This is a genomic window from Enterobacter sp. 3U4 (genome assembly GCF_057224565.1).
Window position 1 is genome coordinate 344,264 of record NZ_CP136665.1, and the last position, 15,762, is coordinate 360,025.

The window sequence follows — 15,762 nt, forward strand, 5'->3', positions numbered from 1 at the left end:
GTTATATGATGGATAATGCCGGGATACAAGAGACCCGACTCTTTTAATCTTTCAAGGAGCAAAGAATGCTGATTCTGACTCGTCGAGTTGGTGAGACCCTCATGATTGGGGATGAGGTCACCGTGACAGTTTTAGGGGTAAAGGGTAACCAGGTACGTATTGGTGTTAACGCTCCTAAAGAAGTTTCTGTCCACCGTGAAGAGATCTACCAGCGTATCCAGGCTGAAAAATCCCAGCAGTCCAGTTACTGATATTGTCGCGTCTCGCTGTCGGGCGAGACGCAACCCTCCTGTCATTTTTCCTGCTCAACGTTACCGTTTAATTTCAACCGCTCTCTTTTTAACCACTCTGTTACCGTAAACTCGCCCTTACGCCGCCATTTCTGCAAAGGTTTTCTTTGAAGATGCCTGCAAAATCCGCTTATAAAACACCCTCTTTGCGGCTTTTACATGCGAATTGCGTGTGATTTGTGCAAACGATAAAAGCTTTTGGAAAATTGTTTGACTTATAAGTCCCAGAAAGTAATATATGCGCCACGCAGCGACGAGAAGCTCTTAACGAGTAACTCGAAGCACTCGAAAGAGGCGTTGTGTGGTGAGGTGGCCGAGAGGCTGAAGGCGCTCCCCTGCTAAGGGAGTATGCGGTCAAAAGCTGCATCCGGGGTTCGAATCCCCGCCTCACCGCCATTTTGCATCCGTAGCTCAGCTGGATAGAGTACTCGGCTACGAACCGAGCGGTCGGAGGTTCGAATCCTCCCGGATGCACCATCTATTACTTCATATTGCTTTAGAAGTGATATGAATATCGAGCAGTACAGTAGTAAATCCCGATGCATCCGTAGCTCAGCTGGATAGAGTACTCGGCTACGAACCGAGCGGTCGGAGGTTCGAATCCTCCCGGATGCACCATTTACTATTTCTGAAAGCAGTACCCTGATGCATCCGTAGCTCAGCTGGATAGAGTACTCGGCTACGAACCGAGCGGTCGGAGGTTCGAATCCTCCCGGATGCACCATTTACTGTTTCTAAAAGCATTTCCCGATGCATCCGTAGCTCAGCTGGATAGAGTACTCGGCTACGAACCGAGCGGTCGGAGGTTCGAATCCTCCCGGATGCACCATCTTCTCCTTCTCTGTTTATTCCTTCGACGTTCCGTCAGCAATCACACTCTCTGTCAGCGACAAAAACCACCATTTACGATAAAGTAATGCTTTGTTAATCGGTTAGCGAGAGCACGATGTACGCACAGTATGACGGTTTGATCTTCGATATGGACGGCACTCTTCTGGATACCGAACCCACGCATCGTCAAGCCTGGACTGACGTCCTGGGCCGCTACGGTATGCGTTTCGACCTTCAGGCGATGATTGCCCTCAACGGATCCCCCACCTGGCGTATTGCACAGGCCGTGATTGAACTGAATCAGGCCGATCTCGACCCGCACCTGCTCGCGCGCGAAAAAACCGATGCGGTAAAAGCCATGCTTTTAGATACCGTACGCCCTCTGCCGCTGGTTGATGTGGTAAAAGAGTGGCACGGGCGTCGCCCGATGTCGGTGGGGACGGGCAGCGAAAGCGCGATTGCAGAGGCATTACTCAACCATCTTGGCCTGCGCCACTATTTCTCTGCCGTGGTTGCCGCCGATCATGTTAAACATCACAAGCCCGCACCGGACACCTTCCTGCTTTGCGCAGAATTAATGGGCGTCCCGGCGGCAAAATGTGTCGTGTTTGAAGATGCCGATTTCGGTATCCAGGCCGCGCGTGATGCCGGAATGGATGCGGTGGATGTGCGCTTACTGTGAGTGACTTGCTGTCACTTGCCTCATTATTCGCCAGCAGTTTCTTAAGCGCCACGCTGTTACCGGGCAATTCGGAAGTGGTGCTGGTGGCGATGCTGTTGTCCGGCGTGAGTCAGCCCTGGCTGCTTGTAGTAATAGCAACAATGGGTAATAGCCTTGGAGGGCTGACTAACGTTATTCTTGGGCGTTTCTTTCCGCTGCGTGAAAAATCACGCTGGCAGGAAAAGGCAGTCGGCTGGCTAAAACGCTATGGCGCTGCCACGCTGTTATTAAGCTGGATGCCTGTAATAGGCGATTTACTGTGTCTGCTGGCGGGATGGATGCGCATCCCCTGGGGACCGGTGCTCTTTTTTTTGTGCCTTGGCAAGGCGTTGCGCTATGTTCTCGTGGCGTGGGCAACACTACAGGGTATGACGTGGTGGCACTAATTGGTGGAATGAATACGCGACCTTCAATCGTCAACCATTACAATTATGCTGAGTAACATTACTTTGACAGGCGGGAGGTCAATTTGATCCCGGACGTATCTCAGGCGCTGGCCTGGCTGGAAAACCACCCTCAGGCATTGAAGGGTATTCAGCGTGGTCTTGAGCGTGAAACGCTGCGCGTTAACGCGGACGGCAGTTTAGCGACGACGGGTCACCCGAAGGCGTTAGGCTCGGCGCTGACACATAAATGGATCACAACCGATTTCGCTGAAGCGCTGCTGGAGTTCATCACCCCAGTAGAGGGTGATATTGATCATATGCTGACGATCATGCGCGATATCCATCGCTACACCGCGCGCAACATGGGCGACGAGCGCATGTGGCCCCTCAGCATGCCGTGCTATATCGAGCAGGGCCAGGAAATTGAGCTGGCACAGTACGGCACGTCAAATATCGGTCGGCTGAAAACGCTCTACCGTGAGGGGCTGAAAAACCGCTACGGCGCGTTGATGCAGACCATCTCTGGCGTGCACTACAACTTCTCGTTGCCGATGGCTTTCTGGGAAGCGAAATGCGGTGAAACGGATAAAGATGCCATCTCAGCAGGCTACTTCCGCCTGATTCGCAACTATTACCGTTTCGGCTGGGTGATCCCGTATCTGTTTGGTGCCTCCCCGGCGATCTGTTCTTCGTTCCTGCAGGGGAAACCGACCACGCTGCCGTTCGAGAAGACCGAATGCGGAATGTACTATCTCCCGTACGCTACCTCTCTGCGCCTGAGCGATCTCGGCTATACCAATAAATCGCAAAGCAATCTCGGTATTACGTTTAACGAATTGCACGAATATGTGGCAGGATTGAAGCGGGCGATCAAAACCCCGTCGGAAGAGTACGAGAAAATCGGCCTCGAAAAAGACGGCAAGCGCCTGCAAATCAACAGCAATGTGCTGCAGATTGAAAACGAGCTGTATGCGCCTATTCGTCCTAAGCGCGTGACGCGCAGCGGCGAAACCCCGTCGGATGCGCTGCAGCGCGGCGGGATTGAATACATTGAAGTGCGCTCGCTGGATATCAACCCGTTCTCACCGATTGGCGTTGATGAACAGCAGATTCGCTTCCTGGATCTGTTTATGGTCTGGTGCGTGCTGGCGGATGCGCCGGAAATGAGTTCAGACGAACTGCTCTGTACCCGTACAAACTGGAACCGCGTGATTCTGGAAGGGCGTAAGCCGGGTCTGACGCTGGGTATCGGCTGCGAAACGGCACAGTTCCCGCTGACCAAAGTCGGCAAAGATCTGTTCCGCGATCTGAAGCGTGTTGCCAGGACGATGGACAGCATCGACGGCGGAGATGCGTATCAACAGATCTGCGACCAGCTGGTGGCGTGCTTTGATAACCCGGAACTGACGTTCTCAGCACGCATTCTGCGTTCTATGATTGATCAGGGCATTGGCGGCACGGGGCGTTCACTCTCATCGGAGTACCGTGAGATGCTGATGCAGGAGCCGTTAGAGGTGCTGAGCGAAGCGGATTTTGTAGCGGAACGCGATGCGTCCGTTGTGCGTCAGAAAGAGGTTGAAGCGGCGGATACCGAGTCGTTTGAGGCGTTTCTGGCGAAACAGGCTTAAGCAGAAAAGAAAAAGGCCACATCGCTGTGGCCAAAATATACATCTCTGAATTCAGGGATGATGATAACAAATGCGCGTCTTTCATATACTCAGACGTGCATTCTGTAGAAGAGTTCAGTTTATTTTAAAAAAAATCACTATCGGAGGTGACGTATGCCGTTATTAGATAGCTTTACTGTCGACCATACCCGTATGGAAGCACCTGCAGTCCGCGTGGCGAAGACCATGCACACCCCGCACGGCGACACGATCACCGTCTTCGATCTGCGTTTCTGCGTGCCAAACAAAGAAGTGATGCCCGAGAAAGGCATTCATACGCTGGAGCACCTGTTTGCTGGCTTTATGCGTGACCACCTGAACGGCAACGGCGTGGAGATCATCGATATCTCTCCTATGGGCTGCCGTACCGGTTTCTACATGAGCCTGATTGGCGTGCCTGATGAGAAGCGCGTCGCAGATGCGTGGAAAGCGGCGATGGAAGACGTGCTGAAGGTGAAAGAGCAGAACCAGATCCCTGAGCTAAACGTTTACCAGTGCGGTACCTACCAGATGCACTCTCTGGAAGAAGCGCAGGAAATTGCGCGTCACATCATCGAGCGTGATGTTCGCGTGAACAGCAATGAAGAGCTGGCCCTGCCGAAAGAAAAACTGCAGGAACTGCACATCTAGTGCACCTTTTCCCTCTCCCTCAGGGAGAGGGTAGGGTGAGGGTGGTTTAATCCCATGACCACAACCTTAACCTTCTCCTTTACCCACCGTCCCCTCGTTCCGTTTGCCCATGATTACGTTCATGGTGACAGCGAACCCTGGCACAAGCACGACTGCGCGCAGCTGCTGCACACCCTGAGCGGCGTGGTACGGGTAGATACCGCATCGGGCTGTTGGGTTGTTCCTCCCGGTCGCGGCGTCTGGCTGCCGGCGGGCACGCAGCATTCCCTGCGCATTACCGGCAACGTGGCGGCGCGAACGCTGTTTATCGATCCGCTGGCGCGGGCCGATCTCCCGGCCACCTGCCAGATCGTTCAGATCTCGCCGCTGCTGCGCGAGCTGATCCTCATCTCCCTTGCTTTACCTGAATCGTACTCACCCGGAAGCCGGGATGAACGCGTCTATGAGCTCATTCTCGATGAAATCCGCATTATGCCGGTGCTGCCGTTTCACCTGCCGGAGCCGGAAAGTGAGGCGCTACGTCGCCTGTGTCTGCATATCCGGCAAAATCCGGGGGAAAGCTGGAGCAGCGCGCAGGCCGCGAGCATGATGAACATGAGCGAGCGCACGCTGAACCGCCATTTTCAACAGCAGACGGGATTAAGCTACGGAGAGTGGCTGAGAAGGGCGCGCCTGCTGGAAGCCTTAGTGCGGCTGGCGCAGGGCCAGCCGGTATTGCGCGTGGCGCTGGATCTGGGATACGGCAGCCACAGCGCCTTTACGGCGATGTTCCGTCGGGTGATGGGCGTCTCCCCCAGCGATTACTTTAAGAACGACTGACGGCGTTAAACAGCGCCTGAAGCGACGCGCGCGCCACGTCGCTGTCAATGCCCACGCCCCAGCGGCTGCTGCCGTCCTGGAACAGACAGCGGATGTAGGCCACCGAGCGGCTGTCGCTGCGTTCGCCTAACGTATGCTCGTGATAATCCTTAATCACGAACGGATCGTTGACCCAGCGGCTTAAGCCCTGAGCGGCGGCGGAAAGCAGGCCGTTACCCTGACCTTCCAGCTGGCGCGTTCCTCCCTGTGTGGCGACGCTGGCCGTCAAACGCAGCTGGCCGTCCTGCTGGCTATCGCTGCGGTAGGATTGCAGCGCATAGTGCGGCGTTGCCACCAGGCCGTAGCGGGTGCGGAACAGCTGCCACAGCGCGTTTTGCGTCATCTCTTTTCCGTGACGATCGGTTTCCTGCTGCACGTGCTGGCTGAAATCCTGCTGCAGGGCGCGGGGCAGTTTCAGCCCATGATTCTGTTCGATCAGCCACGCGCTGCCGCTTTTCCCTGACTGGCTGTTCACGCGGATCACCGCTTCGTAGGTACAGCCGATATCCTGGGGATCGACGGGAAGGTAAGGCATCTCCCAGCGATCGCCTGGCCTGCGGGCATCAAAACCTTTTTTGATCGCGTCCTGGTGCGAGCCGGAGAAGGCGGTATAGGCCAGACGGCCCGCCCACGGATGGCGCGGGTGGACCGGCAGCTGATTGCAGGTTTCCACCACTTCCACCACCCGGTTCATATCGCTAAAGTCCAGATTCGGGCTAACTCCCTGGCTGTAGAGGTTCATTGCCAGCGTCACCAGGCAGACGTTGCCCGTGCGCTCCCCGTTACCAAACAGACAGCCCTCCACGCGGTCAGCCCCCGCCATTACGGCCAGCTCCGCGCAGGCGACGCCGGTACCGCGGTCGTTATGCGGATGCACGCTGATGCAGACATCGCGGCGGCGGCTGAAGTGGCGACAGAAAAACTCGATCTGGTCGGCATAGACGTTCGGCGTGCTCACTTCGACGGTGGCCGGTAGGTTGATCACCATCGGGCGTTCGTCGCACGGCTGCCAGATCTCCGCTACGGCTTCACAAATCTCCAGCGCAAATTCCGGCTCGGTAAAGCAGAAGGTCTCCGGGGAGTATTCATACTGCCAGCGGGTGTCCGGGTTCTCTTCACACAGCTGACGAATAAGCCGCGTGGAGCGCGTCGCCAGTTCGACGACCTGCGCTTTCTCCATGCCGAACACCAGACGGCGGAACAGCGGGGCGGTGGCGTTGTACAGATGGACGGTGGCCCGTTTCGCGCCGCGCAGGGATTCGAAAGTACGATGAATGAGGTCTTCCCGCGCCTGGGTCAGCACCTGAATCGTCACGTCATCCGGGATGCGGTTCTCTTCAATCAGCTGGCGAACGAAGTTGAAATCCGTCTGCGAGGCGGAAGGAAAGGCAACCTCGATCTCTTTAAACCCGCAGCTCAGCAGCAGTTCCCAGAACTGCTGCTTGCGCGCGCTGTCCATCGGCTCGGCAAGGGCCTGGTTGCCGTCGCGTAAGTCGGTGGAAAGCCAGCGCGGCGCGCGGGTGATGCGTTGCTCCGGCCAGAGGCGGTCTGACAGGGAAAGGGTTGGGTAGGGTTGGTACTTATCGGCGGGTGTGTTCAGCATGATGCGCTCCTGTTGTCTTTTCACTATCGTGAAACGATTTCAGGCGCGCTGCTTTATCGGAACTGACAATGGCTGTCGCGTTCTGGACACGGTGGCAATGGTTGCCCGGTAGCGCTGCGCTTACCGGGCCTACGGAAGTGCCCGGTTATCGTAGGCCGGGCAAGGCGTAACCGCCACCCGGCAACCCGCGCGCAGGACTAGTGCGCGCCACCGCCGCCGCTACCGGCGCCAAACGGTGGTTTAGCAAACCACACCAGCCCCAGCAGGATGATAAAGATCCCCGCCGATACCCAGAAAATCTCGTTGGCCGAGATAATCAGCCCCTGGTTGGTGATCTGCTGGGCAATCCACCCTGACGCCTGCTGCTCCGTCATACCCATTCCCTGAAGCTGGTTGTACATCTCCCGGGAGTTCGGGTTGAACGGGTTCACCGCTTCGGTCAGCTGGGCATGGTGCATCGATTCACGGTTAGTCCACAGGGTGGTAGTGATCGACGTACCAATCGAGCCCGCCAGCGTTCGCGTAAAGTTCGACAGGCTAGATGCCGCCGCCATGCGCTCAGGCGGTAAACCGGAAAGCGTGATGGTGGTCAGTGGCATAAAGAAACACGCCACGGCAAAGCCCTGAATAAACTGCGGCCACGCGGACGCGCCAAAGTCCATTCCCGGTTCGAACGTATACGCGCGCCAGTAGAAGCACACGGCGTACATAATAAAGCTGAACGTCACCAGCCTGCGCATGTCGAGCTTGTGGGCAAAGCGGCCAATAATCGGCGACAGCAGAACCGGAATCAATCCAACCGGCGCCGAGGCTAAACCTGCCCAGGTTGCGGTGTAGCCGTATACCTCCTGCAACAGCTGCGGCAGCAGTACAATCGCGCCGAAGTAGAGCATGTAGGCGAGACTGATACACAGACAGCCTATGGTGAAGTTTCGCGACTTAAACAGCGACAGGTCGACTATCGGGTTATCGTCCGTCAGCTCCCAGACAATCAGGAAGCTCAGCGACACCACCGCGACAATCGTCAGGATGATGATCTCCCGGGAGTTGAACCAGTCCAGCTCTTTGCCCTGGTCGAGCATGACCTGCAGGCTACCGATGCCGACAACCAGCAATGCCAGACCAATGGCGTCGATACGCCGCTGTTCCGTCCGGGTTTCTCTGCCGCGCAGCGACTGGAGCGTCATCATTACCACGACGGCGCCAATCGGTACGTTGATGAAGAAGATCCAGCCCCAGTGATAGTTGTCGCTGATGTAGCCACCGAGAATCGGTCCGCAAATCGGGGCGACAATCACGGTCATTGACCACAGCGCCAGCGCAATCGAGCGCTTGGCGGGCGGGTAGTTGTTCAGCAGTAAACTCTGCGACAGCGGAATCAACGGCCCGGCGACAATCCCCTGAATAACGCGGAAGAAGATCAGCATCGTCAGGCTGCTGGACATGCCGCACGCCCAGGAGGCAAGAACGAACAATACCGTCGACCAGAGGAACAGCTTCACCTCACCGACGCGCTTTGCCAGCCAGCCGGTAATCGGAATGGAGATGGCGTTTGCCACCCCAAACGAGGTAATGACCCAGGTCCCCTGGCTCAGCGACGAGCCAAGGTTACCGGCGATGGTCGGGATCGCCACGTTTGCGATGGTGGAGTCCAGCACCTGCATGAATGTCGCAAGAGAGAGCGCGATGGTCATAATGACCAGCTGCGCCCCTTCCAGCGGTTTTTGCGGCTTTTGCTGTTGCATAACGCTCACCTTCGGATTAACCGGCGTTTGCCTTCACGATGTCATCGATCAGCTTGTTGACCGGATCGAGGCTAATTTCACGGGCGTTACTTTCATAAGCCGGGCTGCTACGCACCTGGCTTGCCAGGATCTGACCGTCGCGGTTGGCGGTGTCAACCGTCACCAGCGTAGAGAGGCCGATACGCAGCGGGTGATCCGCCAGCTGTTTAGCATCCAGCTCAATACGCACGGGCAGACGCTGAACCACTTTGATCCAGTTACCGGTGGCGTTCTGCGCAGGCAGCAGGGAGAAGGCGCTGCCGGTCCCCATATCCAGGCCGACCACTTTACCGGTGTACTTCACGTCATCGCCGTAGATGTCGCTGACAACCGTCGCGGTCTGGCCGATACGCATATGGGCAAGCTGCGTCTCTTTAAAGTTGGCGTCGACCCAAAGATTGTCTGCCGGCACGACCGCCATCAGCGGCGTGGTTGGGCTAATCTGCGCCCCTGGCTGGACGGAACGACGGGAGACATAGCCGGTCATCGGGCTGACGATTTTAGTACGCTGCAGGGCAAGCCACGCGTTACGCACTTCGGTCGCCGCCTGCTGAACGGCGGGCTGGTTTTCCAGGCTGGTGCCCAGCACCATCGCCTGGTTGGCGTTGTACTGTTGAATGGCCACATCCAGCTGTGCCTGAGCGCTGGCGACGGCGTCGCGGGCGTGCTGCAGCTCTTCACGGCCAATCAGGTTAGCCGTGCCGAGCGGTACGCGGCGGTTCAGGTCGCTCTGCGCCTGTGCGAGTGCGGTTTTCTGCACGTCGATGTTGGCCTGCAGCTGTTTGCTGTTGATCATCAGCTGGCGGGTCTGACGGACGCTCGAGGCGAGCGCGGTCTGTGCTTTTTCAAACGCCTGCTGAGCGTCGGTTGGATCGAGGGTCACCAACACATCGCCTTTTTGCACAAAGTCGGTATTGTCAGCCCAGACTTTCGTCACGCTGCCCGACACCTGCGCCATAATTTGTACCTGGTTCCCTGCCACGTACGCGTCGTCAGTCTCTTCGGCATGACGCAGTACTAAAAACCAATAGATCCCATATGCCACGGCAATAATGATAAAGAGCAAGGTCAACAGAAGAAGGGCGCTCTTACGTTTGCCTTTCTTGTTGGCCGGTTGCTGCGGGGTAGTGCTCTCCGCATTTGCGCTCATTGTAGTTCTCCACGATCTTCTTATTTTCACATCGGCTGAGCCGACCTGTTGTCAGAAAGGCCAGCAGTGTGACGTGCTGGCCTGTCGGTTTTCTTATGAATCTGGAATGGTGAGCGTGTCGTCGCGTTAGCGCAGCGCCTCAAGAACGGCACCGTCTTCATCCATCTGGTCCAGACGGGTGAGCAGCTTGCGAGTGATGTGCTCAAGCTGGTCGCGCTCGGCGGTGCTGAGGACAGACCAGAGTTTGTGCAGGCAATTGTGCTGAGGTGGCAGCACCTCGCGCAGGAACTGGTGACCTTTATCGGTCAGTTGCAGATGCAGGCAGCGGCGATCGTTGTCGCTTTCACGGCGCTCAATCCAGCCACGCTTTTCGAGTTCATCGGCAATACGCGTCGCATTGGTACGGGAGGAGCCCAGCGCGCAGCTCAGTTCGGAAGGCTGAATGCTGTGATTTTCCTGAGACTCCAGCGTAATCAACGCCATAAACAACGTCTCGTTAATCCCTTGAGCTTTCAGCATTTTATTACGGTTTTCCAGTAGCTTACCCTGCATGTGCATACACAGGCGGGTCAGCAGGATTTCCTGGTACGGGAAGTCCTCATGGCGACTGGCGCGGAATTTAAGCATTTGTTCAATGGGCGTAAACGAACTATCCATTTGGGCATAACCTCATTAATTACAGCCGATATAGTAACGATAGTGACAAATAATGTAAATGAATTATTTGTGCGGTTATATCCGCCAAAATTATGTCACCATCAGAAAGCGCCGGGTAAGTCCGTGACCCGGTGAGCACAGAAAGCGTAGGGTGTGAACCCGCTGAAGAGAGGATGTGAGGACGGGGGTCTGAACTATTCATGCCGATCGTAAATATGTCACCCACATTAAAATTTCTGGGATAAATGATTACGTTTACATTAACAGAGTGAAAGGCCTCTTAACACCCTAAGAGGCCAACGCAATGTAAAACTTAGTGAATTGCATCCTGACGATGGTAGCCGCGCCACCATACTAGCAGGTTAAGGGTGGCGACGATGGCCCCTATCGCACATACCCCAGACCAGCCCGCATGCTGCCACGCCGACGCTGAAATTAGCGAACCCGCAGCGCCGCCAATGAAGTAGCTGGTCATGTATCCGGCCGTCAGGCGGTTACGCGCCTCAGGCTTCACGCGATAGATGACGGTCTGATTGGTGATGTGAACGCCCTGTACGGTGAGATCGAGTACCAGGATACCGACGATCAGCGCCAGCACCGAGATGTGTCCGTACCAGATCGCCGCCCAGGAGAGCAGAAGTAAAACCAGCCCTGCGGAGGTGGTCAGGTGGGATTTGCCCTTATCGGCCAGCCCGCCTGCGGGACGCGCGCCCAGTGCGCCTGCGGCACCGGCCAGGCCGAACAGGCCAATCACCCCTTCCGAATAATTGAACGGCGGCGCGGCCAGCAGAAACGCCATCGACGTCCACAGGATGCTGAAGTTGGCGAAGGTGAAGCAGCCCAGCAGGGCGCGGGTGCGCAGAAGCTTATCCTGGGTGAACAAGCTGAACACGGAGGCCAACAGCTGAGGGTAGTTCAGGTGATTGTCCTGCTTCACTTTTGGCAGCCCACGCCACAGCGCCAGAGCCATGATGACCATCAGCACGCTCGCCACCCAGTATACGGTGCGCCAGCCGCCGAGGCTGGCCAGCAGTCCTGCAACGGTACGCGCCAGCAAAATCCCCAGCAGCAGGCCGCTCATGATGGTACCCACCACCTTGCCGCGTTTTTCCGGGGAGGCGAGGGTCGCGGCGAGCGGAACCAGGATTTGCGCCACCACGGAGAACAGCCCCGTTAGCGCGGTACCGACGATCATCATCGTCAGCGACTGGCTGCTGGCGGTGATCAGCATTCCACCGGCGGCCAGCAGGGTCATGGAGACAATCAGCATTCGGCGTTCAAACATATCGCCGAGCGGCACCAGGAACAGCAGCCCGGCGGCATAGCCCAGCTGTGCAGCGGTAACAATAAAGCCTGCTGAACTGGCGGAAAGGTCAAACGCGCGGGCGATGGTGTCGAGAAGAGGTTGCGCGTAATAGTTGCTGGCGACGGCCAGACCCGTTGCCACGGACATTAAAAGGATGAGTGCGGGGCTAAGCCCTTGAGTTGTTTTTGTCATTAGTTTCGGGAATCGTTAGTTGAGTGATTATTTTTCCGGAAACCATAATAGCGAATGATTGTGAAAGTTGGGGGATAGTTGGGTGATGGATTGTGCGGTTTAGGTTGGGGGCGGTCTGGTGCCCCCTCACCCCGACCCTCTCCCCAAAGGGGAGAGGGTGTATAAAGTCCCCTCTCCCCTTTGGGGAGAGGGTTAGGGTGAGGAGTAAGGTTTTGTTTTTACTTCTGCGCCGCAAGCGCCTCTTTCACCCAGCCGTCAAACTGCTGCTGGTGGGCTTTGATCCAGCCGTCCACGTGGCCTTTCACATCTGCTTCGGAGGATTTGCCCGCGTGCATCATCGCGTTCTGGGCGTTGATGTCCGCCAGCGGCAGCTTCATCACCGAGAACAGCTTCGCCGCCGCCGGGTTTTTCTCTGCCCAGGCTTTGTTCGCCACGATATGCATGGTGTTAACCGGGAAGCCGTAGTTCATGCCGTTCGGCAGTTTGGTGTCGATATCTTTCTGCTCGCCCGGCAGGGAGGAGAACGGCACCTGCAGCCACACCACGTCTTTACCCGGCTTCAGCACGTCGCTCACCCAGTACGGCGTCCAGGTGTAGTAGATCACCGGTTTACCCTCTTTGAAGCGGGCAATGGTGTCGGCCATCATCGCTGAATAGTTGCCGTGGCTCACGTCGACCGTTTTCGCCAGATCGAAAGCTTTATTCTGGTGGTTAATCACCGCTTCACAGCCCCAGCCCGGCGAGCAGCCCATCATATCGGCCTTGCCGTCACCGTTGGTGTCGAACAGTTTGGCGATCTTCGGGTCTTTCAGCTGTTCAATATTGGTGATGTGATACTTATCGGCGGTTTTCTTGTCGATCAGATAACCCTGCGCCGCGCCCGTCACGAAAGTCCCTTCGCGATAGAATTTCTTGTCGCCACCGGCGGCGGCATACATATCGTCGTGCAGCGGCTGCCAGTTGACGGCGGTAAAGGTGGCGTCACCCGAGGCAATCGAAGTGTAGCCCACGTTGTAATCCACTTCGCTCGGCGTGTTAACCGTGTAGCCGAGCTTCTCCAGCGCGCGGCTGACGATCAGGGTCTGGAAGCTCTCTTCCGAAATGGTGCTCTGCACCGGCTGCACGGTAATGCCTTTGCCCGGCAGGTCAGCCGCGAACGTGCTGGTGGAGACAAGGGTGGCAAACGCTGTGGCAAAAAGTACGTTATGTCGCATCGTTGGTCCTTATTTTGATTTCGTGAAAGGGCGGGTGAGTAACCCGACAGGGCCGGTGGAATACCAGCGACGGTTGCCGCGACTGCGTGAATCACGACCGACGGCCTGGGTCAGGCGGTCAAGAATAATGGCGAGGATCACAATTCCGACGCCGCCGACGGTGGCCAGCCCCATATCGAGACGGCCAATGCCGCGCAGCACCATCTGGCCCAGACCGCCAACGGCGATCATCGAGGCAATCACCACCATCGACAGGGCCAGCATCAGCGTCTGGTTTACGCCCGCCATGATGGTCGGCATCGCCAGCGGGAGCTGAACCTTAAACAGCATCTGGCGCGGGCTGGCACCGAACGAGCGTGACGCTTCGATCAGGTCCGCAGGCACCTGGTTGATCCCGAGAATGGTCAGACGAATAATCGGCGGCAGGGCAAAGATAATGGTAACCACCACGCCCGGCACGTTGCCGATGCCGAACAGCATCACAATCGGCACCAGATAGACGAACGCCGGGGTGGTCTGCATTGCATCCAGCAGCGGACGGATAATCTTCGCAGCCCGCGGGCTGCGCGCCAGCCAGATCCCCATCGGCAGGCCGATGACGATGCAGAAGAGCAGGGCGGTCAGCACCAGCGCCAGGGTGATCATCGCCTGCGACCAGGCCCCAATCGCGCCGATGGCAATCAGCGAAACCAGCGTGGCGATACCCATTCCGGCGCTGCCAAACTGCCAGGCGATCAGGGAGAACAGGATAATCGCCACCGGTGCCGGCATGCCCAGCATCAGCTGCTGGAAGCCGTTCAGGATGTAATCCACCGGGACGCGGATCCCCTGGAAGACCGGACGGAAGTGCGTGACCACCCAGTCGATCCCCTCCGTGACCCAGCTGTCCAGCGGGATCAGTGTTTTATGGAACGGATCCATAATATTGAAGTGCTCTGGCGCAGGCGCGGGTGCGCTGTTCAGCCAGTCTGCCGCGCCGCCGCCGTCGGCAGGAGCTGGCGTGGAACCCCACGCGTCGGCGGATTGCGCAGCGTTGTCCGCTGCTTCAGTGGTGCCCCACGGGTTTGATTGATCAGCCATTATTTGTCCCCTCGCGATCTAAAGCCTGCAGCAGCATCCGTTTTGATATGATGCCGACGTACTGTTGTTCCTCACCCACGACCGGTACGGCGCACGGCGCCTGGCCCACGTGAGAGAGCAACTCGCTGAGCGGCGTTTCGGCGTCCACGGCAAGCGGAGCGTCAATTAACGCCGCATCGATTCCCTGGTTTTCAGTGAGAGCCGTTTTCAGGGAGTCGATGGAGACAACGCCAACAAATTTATTACCGCGTTCAACCAGATAACCGTATTCACGGTCTTCGTCCTGCAGCAGCTTCAGCGCCGAGCGCGGGCCGAAGCCTGGGGTTTTACGGATAATGCCGTTTGGCGTTCGGCGGGCAATATCTTTGGCGCTAAAGACCTGGCTAATATCCACGCCGCGGAAGAAGGTGCGGACATAATCGTTCGCCGGATTATTGAGAATTTCATCCGGCGTGCCGACCTGCACCACTTCACCGTTTTGCATAATGGCAATACGGTCGCCAATACGCATGGCTTCATCCAGATCGTGGGAAATAAACACAATAGTTCGCTGATGTTTAGCCTGTAATTTTACCAGCTCGTCCTGCATCTCGGTACGAATTAACGGATCGAGGGCGGAGAAGGCTTCGTCCATTAATAATATGTCTGGATTAATGGCTAATGCGCGGGCTAATCCTACGCGCTGACGCATACCGCCGGAAAGTTCATCCGGGTACGCATGCGCATAATTTTCCAGCCCAACCTGACGCAGTGCATCCAGGGCTTTTTCCTGACGTTCCTGAGCCGGCGTGCCGGCTAATTCCATGCCGAAAGCGGTATTATCCAGCACCGTCATGTGGGGCATCAGCGCGAATGACTGGAACACCATTGCGATCTTCTTTCTGCGCACCTCGCGAAGCTCGGCGTCTGATATTCTGGCGATATCCACGCCGTCAATCAGCACCTGTCCGCGGGTGGGTTCAATCAGGCGATTGAGAAGGCGAACCATAGTGGATTTACCCGAACCGGATAATCCCATGATGACAAAAATCTCGCCTTCTTCAATGGCCAGACTGGCGTCTTTAACGCCAAGCGATAGCCCGGTTTTTTCCAGAATTTGCTCTTTCGTAAGGCCTTTCTCAATATATTTGAATGCGCGCTGCGGATGCTCGCCAAATACTTTATAAAGATTTTTCACTTCTAATTTAATTGCCATGCAATAGAGAATGTCCTGTTATTTGTTTATGCCGATATGATTACCATGGTAAATTGTTAACGGGCATAACCCTAACATACTGAGAATCTGAGACAACCCTAGGTTTGCTTATGGCATGAATTTTCAGGTAAGCGAAACGGCTGAATTTCCCATGAGTAAAGGGCTGAGCGTGATCTGAATTTTTCTCAATTTTTTGCT

The 15,762-nt window shown here is 56.5% G+C and carries 14 protein-coding genes and 5 tRNA genes; 11 read left to right on the top strand and 8 right to left on the bottom strand.

The genetic code is table 11. The features are described 5' to 3' along the window. Nucleotides 1-65 precede the first annotated feature (65 nt). The 11 genes from csrA to RVY89_RS01725 all read left to right on the top strand — a co-directional run bounded on the left by csrA (nt 66) and on the right by RVY89_RS01725 (nt 5,344). Nucleotides 66-251, top strand: coding sequence for a carbon storage regulator CsrA (csrA, locus tag RVY89_RS01675; protein WP_000906486.1), 186 nt, complete (start codon nt 66-68; stop codon nt 249-251). Between the two features lie 342 nt (nt 252-593). Beyond that, a tRNA-Ser gene (locus RVY89_RS01680) sits at nt 594-686 on the top strand. A 4-nt stretch (nt 687-690) separates the two neighbouring features. Then, a tRNA-Arg gene (locus RVY89_RS01685) sits at nt 691-767 on the top strand. Between the two features lie 64 nt (nt 768-831). Then, nucleotides 832-908, top strand: a tRNA-Arg gene (locus tag RVY89_RS01690). Between the two features lie 29 nt (nt 909-937). Next, nucleotides 938-1,014: transfer RNA gene (locus RVY89_RS01695), tRNA-Arg, on the top strand. 28 nt (nt 1,015-1,042) lie between these two features. Next, a tRNA-Arg gene (locus RVY89_RS01700) sits at nt 1,043-1,119 on the top strand. A gap of 117 nt (nt 1,120-1,236) precedes the next feature. Further along, the gene (gene yqaB / locus RVY89_RS01705; RefSeq protein WP_484826720.1) at nt 1,237-1,803 is read left to right on the top strand and encodes a fructose-1-phosphate/6-phosphogluconate phosphatase; all 567 of its coding nucleotides are present in this window, start codon (nt 1,237-1,239) and stop codon (nt 1,801-1,803) included. Then, the gene (locus RVY89_RS01710) at nt 1,800-2,228 is read left to right on the top strand and encodes a YqaA family protein (protein ID WP_484826721.1); all 429 of its coding nucleotides are present in this window, start codon (nt 1,800-1,802) and stop codon (nt 2,226-2,228) included. The genes yqaB and RVY89_RS01710 overlap by 4 nt, the downstream gene beginning before the upstream one ends. A gap of 83 nt (nt 2,229-2,311) precedes the next feature. Then, nucleotides 2,312-3,856: a glutamate--cysteine ligase gene (gshA, locus tag RVY89_RS01715; protein ID WP_484826722.1), complete on the top strand. Its 1,545-nt coding sequence runs from the start codon at nt 2,312-2,314 to the stop codon at nt 3,854-3,856. A 153-nt stretch (nt 3,857-4,009) separates the two neighbouring features. Then, a complete protein-coding gene (gene luxS, locus RVY89_RS01720) occupies nt 4,010-4,525 on the top strand; it encodes an S-ribosylhomocysteine lyase (protein ID WP_047646219.1) in 516 nt (171 codons plus the stop codon). Nucleotides 4,526-4,579: 54 nt separating this feature from the next. Then, entirely contained in the window at nt 4,580-5,344 is a 765-nt protein-coding gene (locus tag RVY89_RS01725; protein WP_484826723.1) for an AraC family transcriptional regulator, read from the top strand. On the opposite strand, the gene leuA is transcribed toward RVY89_RS01725, so the two are convergent. The 8 genes from leuA to proV all read right to left on the bottom strand — a co-directional run bounded on the left by leuA (nt 5,331) and on the right by proV (nt 15,564). Then, nucleotides 5,331-6,986 carry a 2-isopropylmalate synthase gene (gene leuA / locus RVY89_RS01730; RefSeq protein ID WP_484826724.1) on the bottom strand — a complete coding sequence of 552 codons (1,656 nt, stop codon included), beginning with the start codon at nt 6,984-6,986 and terminating at the stop codon, nt 5,331-5,333. The two genes, RVY89_RS01725 and leuA, sit on opposite strands and share 14 nt — an antisense overlap. A gap of 197 nt (nt 6,987-7,183) precedes the next feature. Next, nucleotides 7,184-8,731 (bottom strand): multidrug efflux MFS transporter permease subunit EmrB, encoded by a 1,548-nt coding sequence (gene emrB, locus RVY89_RS01735; RefSeq protein WP_371897968.1) that lies wholly within the window; start codon nt 8,729-8,731, stop codon nt 7,184-7,186. A gap of 16 nt (nt 8,732-8,747) precedes the next feature. Next, nucleotides 8,748-9,920, bottom strand: a complete 1,173-nt coding sequence (emrA, locus tag RVY89_RS01740) for a multidrug efflux MFS transporter periplasmic adaptor subunit EmrA (RefSeq protein ID WP_045909303.1) — start codon at nt 9,918-9,920, stop codon at nt 8,748-8,750. A 126-nt stretch (nt 9,921-10,046) separates the two neighbouring features. Next, a complete protein-coding gene (gene mprA, locus RVY89_RS01745) occupies nt 10,047-10,577 on the bottom strand; it encodes a transcriptional repressor MprA (RefSeq protein ID WP_023333174.1) in 531 nt (176 codons plus the stop codon). Between the two features lie 313 nt (nt 10,578-10,890). Further along, a complete protein-coding gene (locus RVY89_RS01750) occupies nt 10,891-12,075 on the bottom strand; it encodes an MFS transporter (protein WP_484826725.1) in 1,185 nt (394 codons plus the stop codon). A gap of 218 nt (nt 12,076-12,293) precedes the next feature. Beyond that, nucleotides 12,294-13,289, bottom strand: a complete 996-nt coding sequence (proX, locus tag RVY89_RS01755) for a glycine betaine/L-proline ABC transporter substrate-binding protein ProX (RefSeq protein WP_032647997.1) — start codon at nt 13,287-13,289, stop codon at nt 12,294-12,296. Between the two features lie 9 nt (nt 13,290-13,298). Continuing rightward, a complete protein-coding gene (gene proW / locus RVY89_RS01760) occupies nt 13,299-14,369 on the bottom strand; it encodes a glycine betaine/L-proline ABC transporter permease ProW (RefSeq protein ID WP_484826726.1) in 1,071 nt (356 codons plus the stop codon). Further along, nucleotides 14,362-15,564, bottom strand: coding sequence for a glycine betaine/L-proline ABC transporter ATP-binding protein ProV (proV, locus tag RVY89_RS01765; protein WP_484826727.1), 1,203 nt, complete (start codon nt 15,562-15,564; stop codon nt 14,362-14,364). Before proV ends, proW begins: the two co-directional genes overlap by 8 nt. Nucleotides 15,565-15,762: the final 198 nt, after the last annotated feature.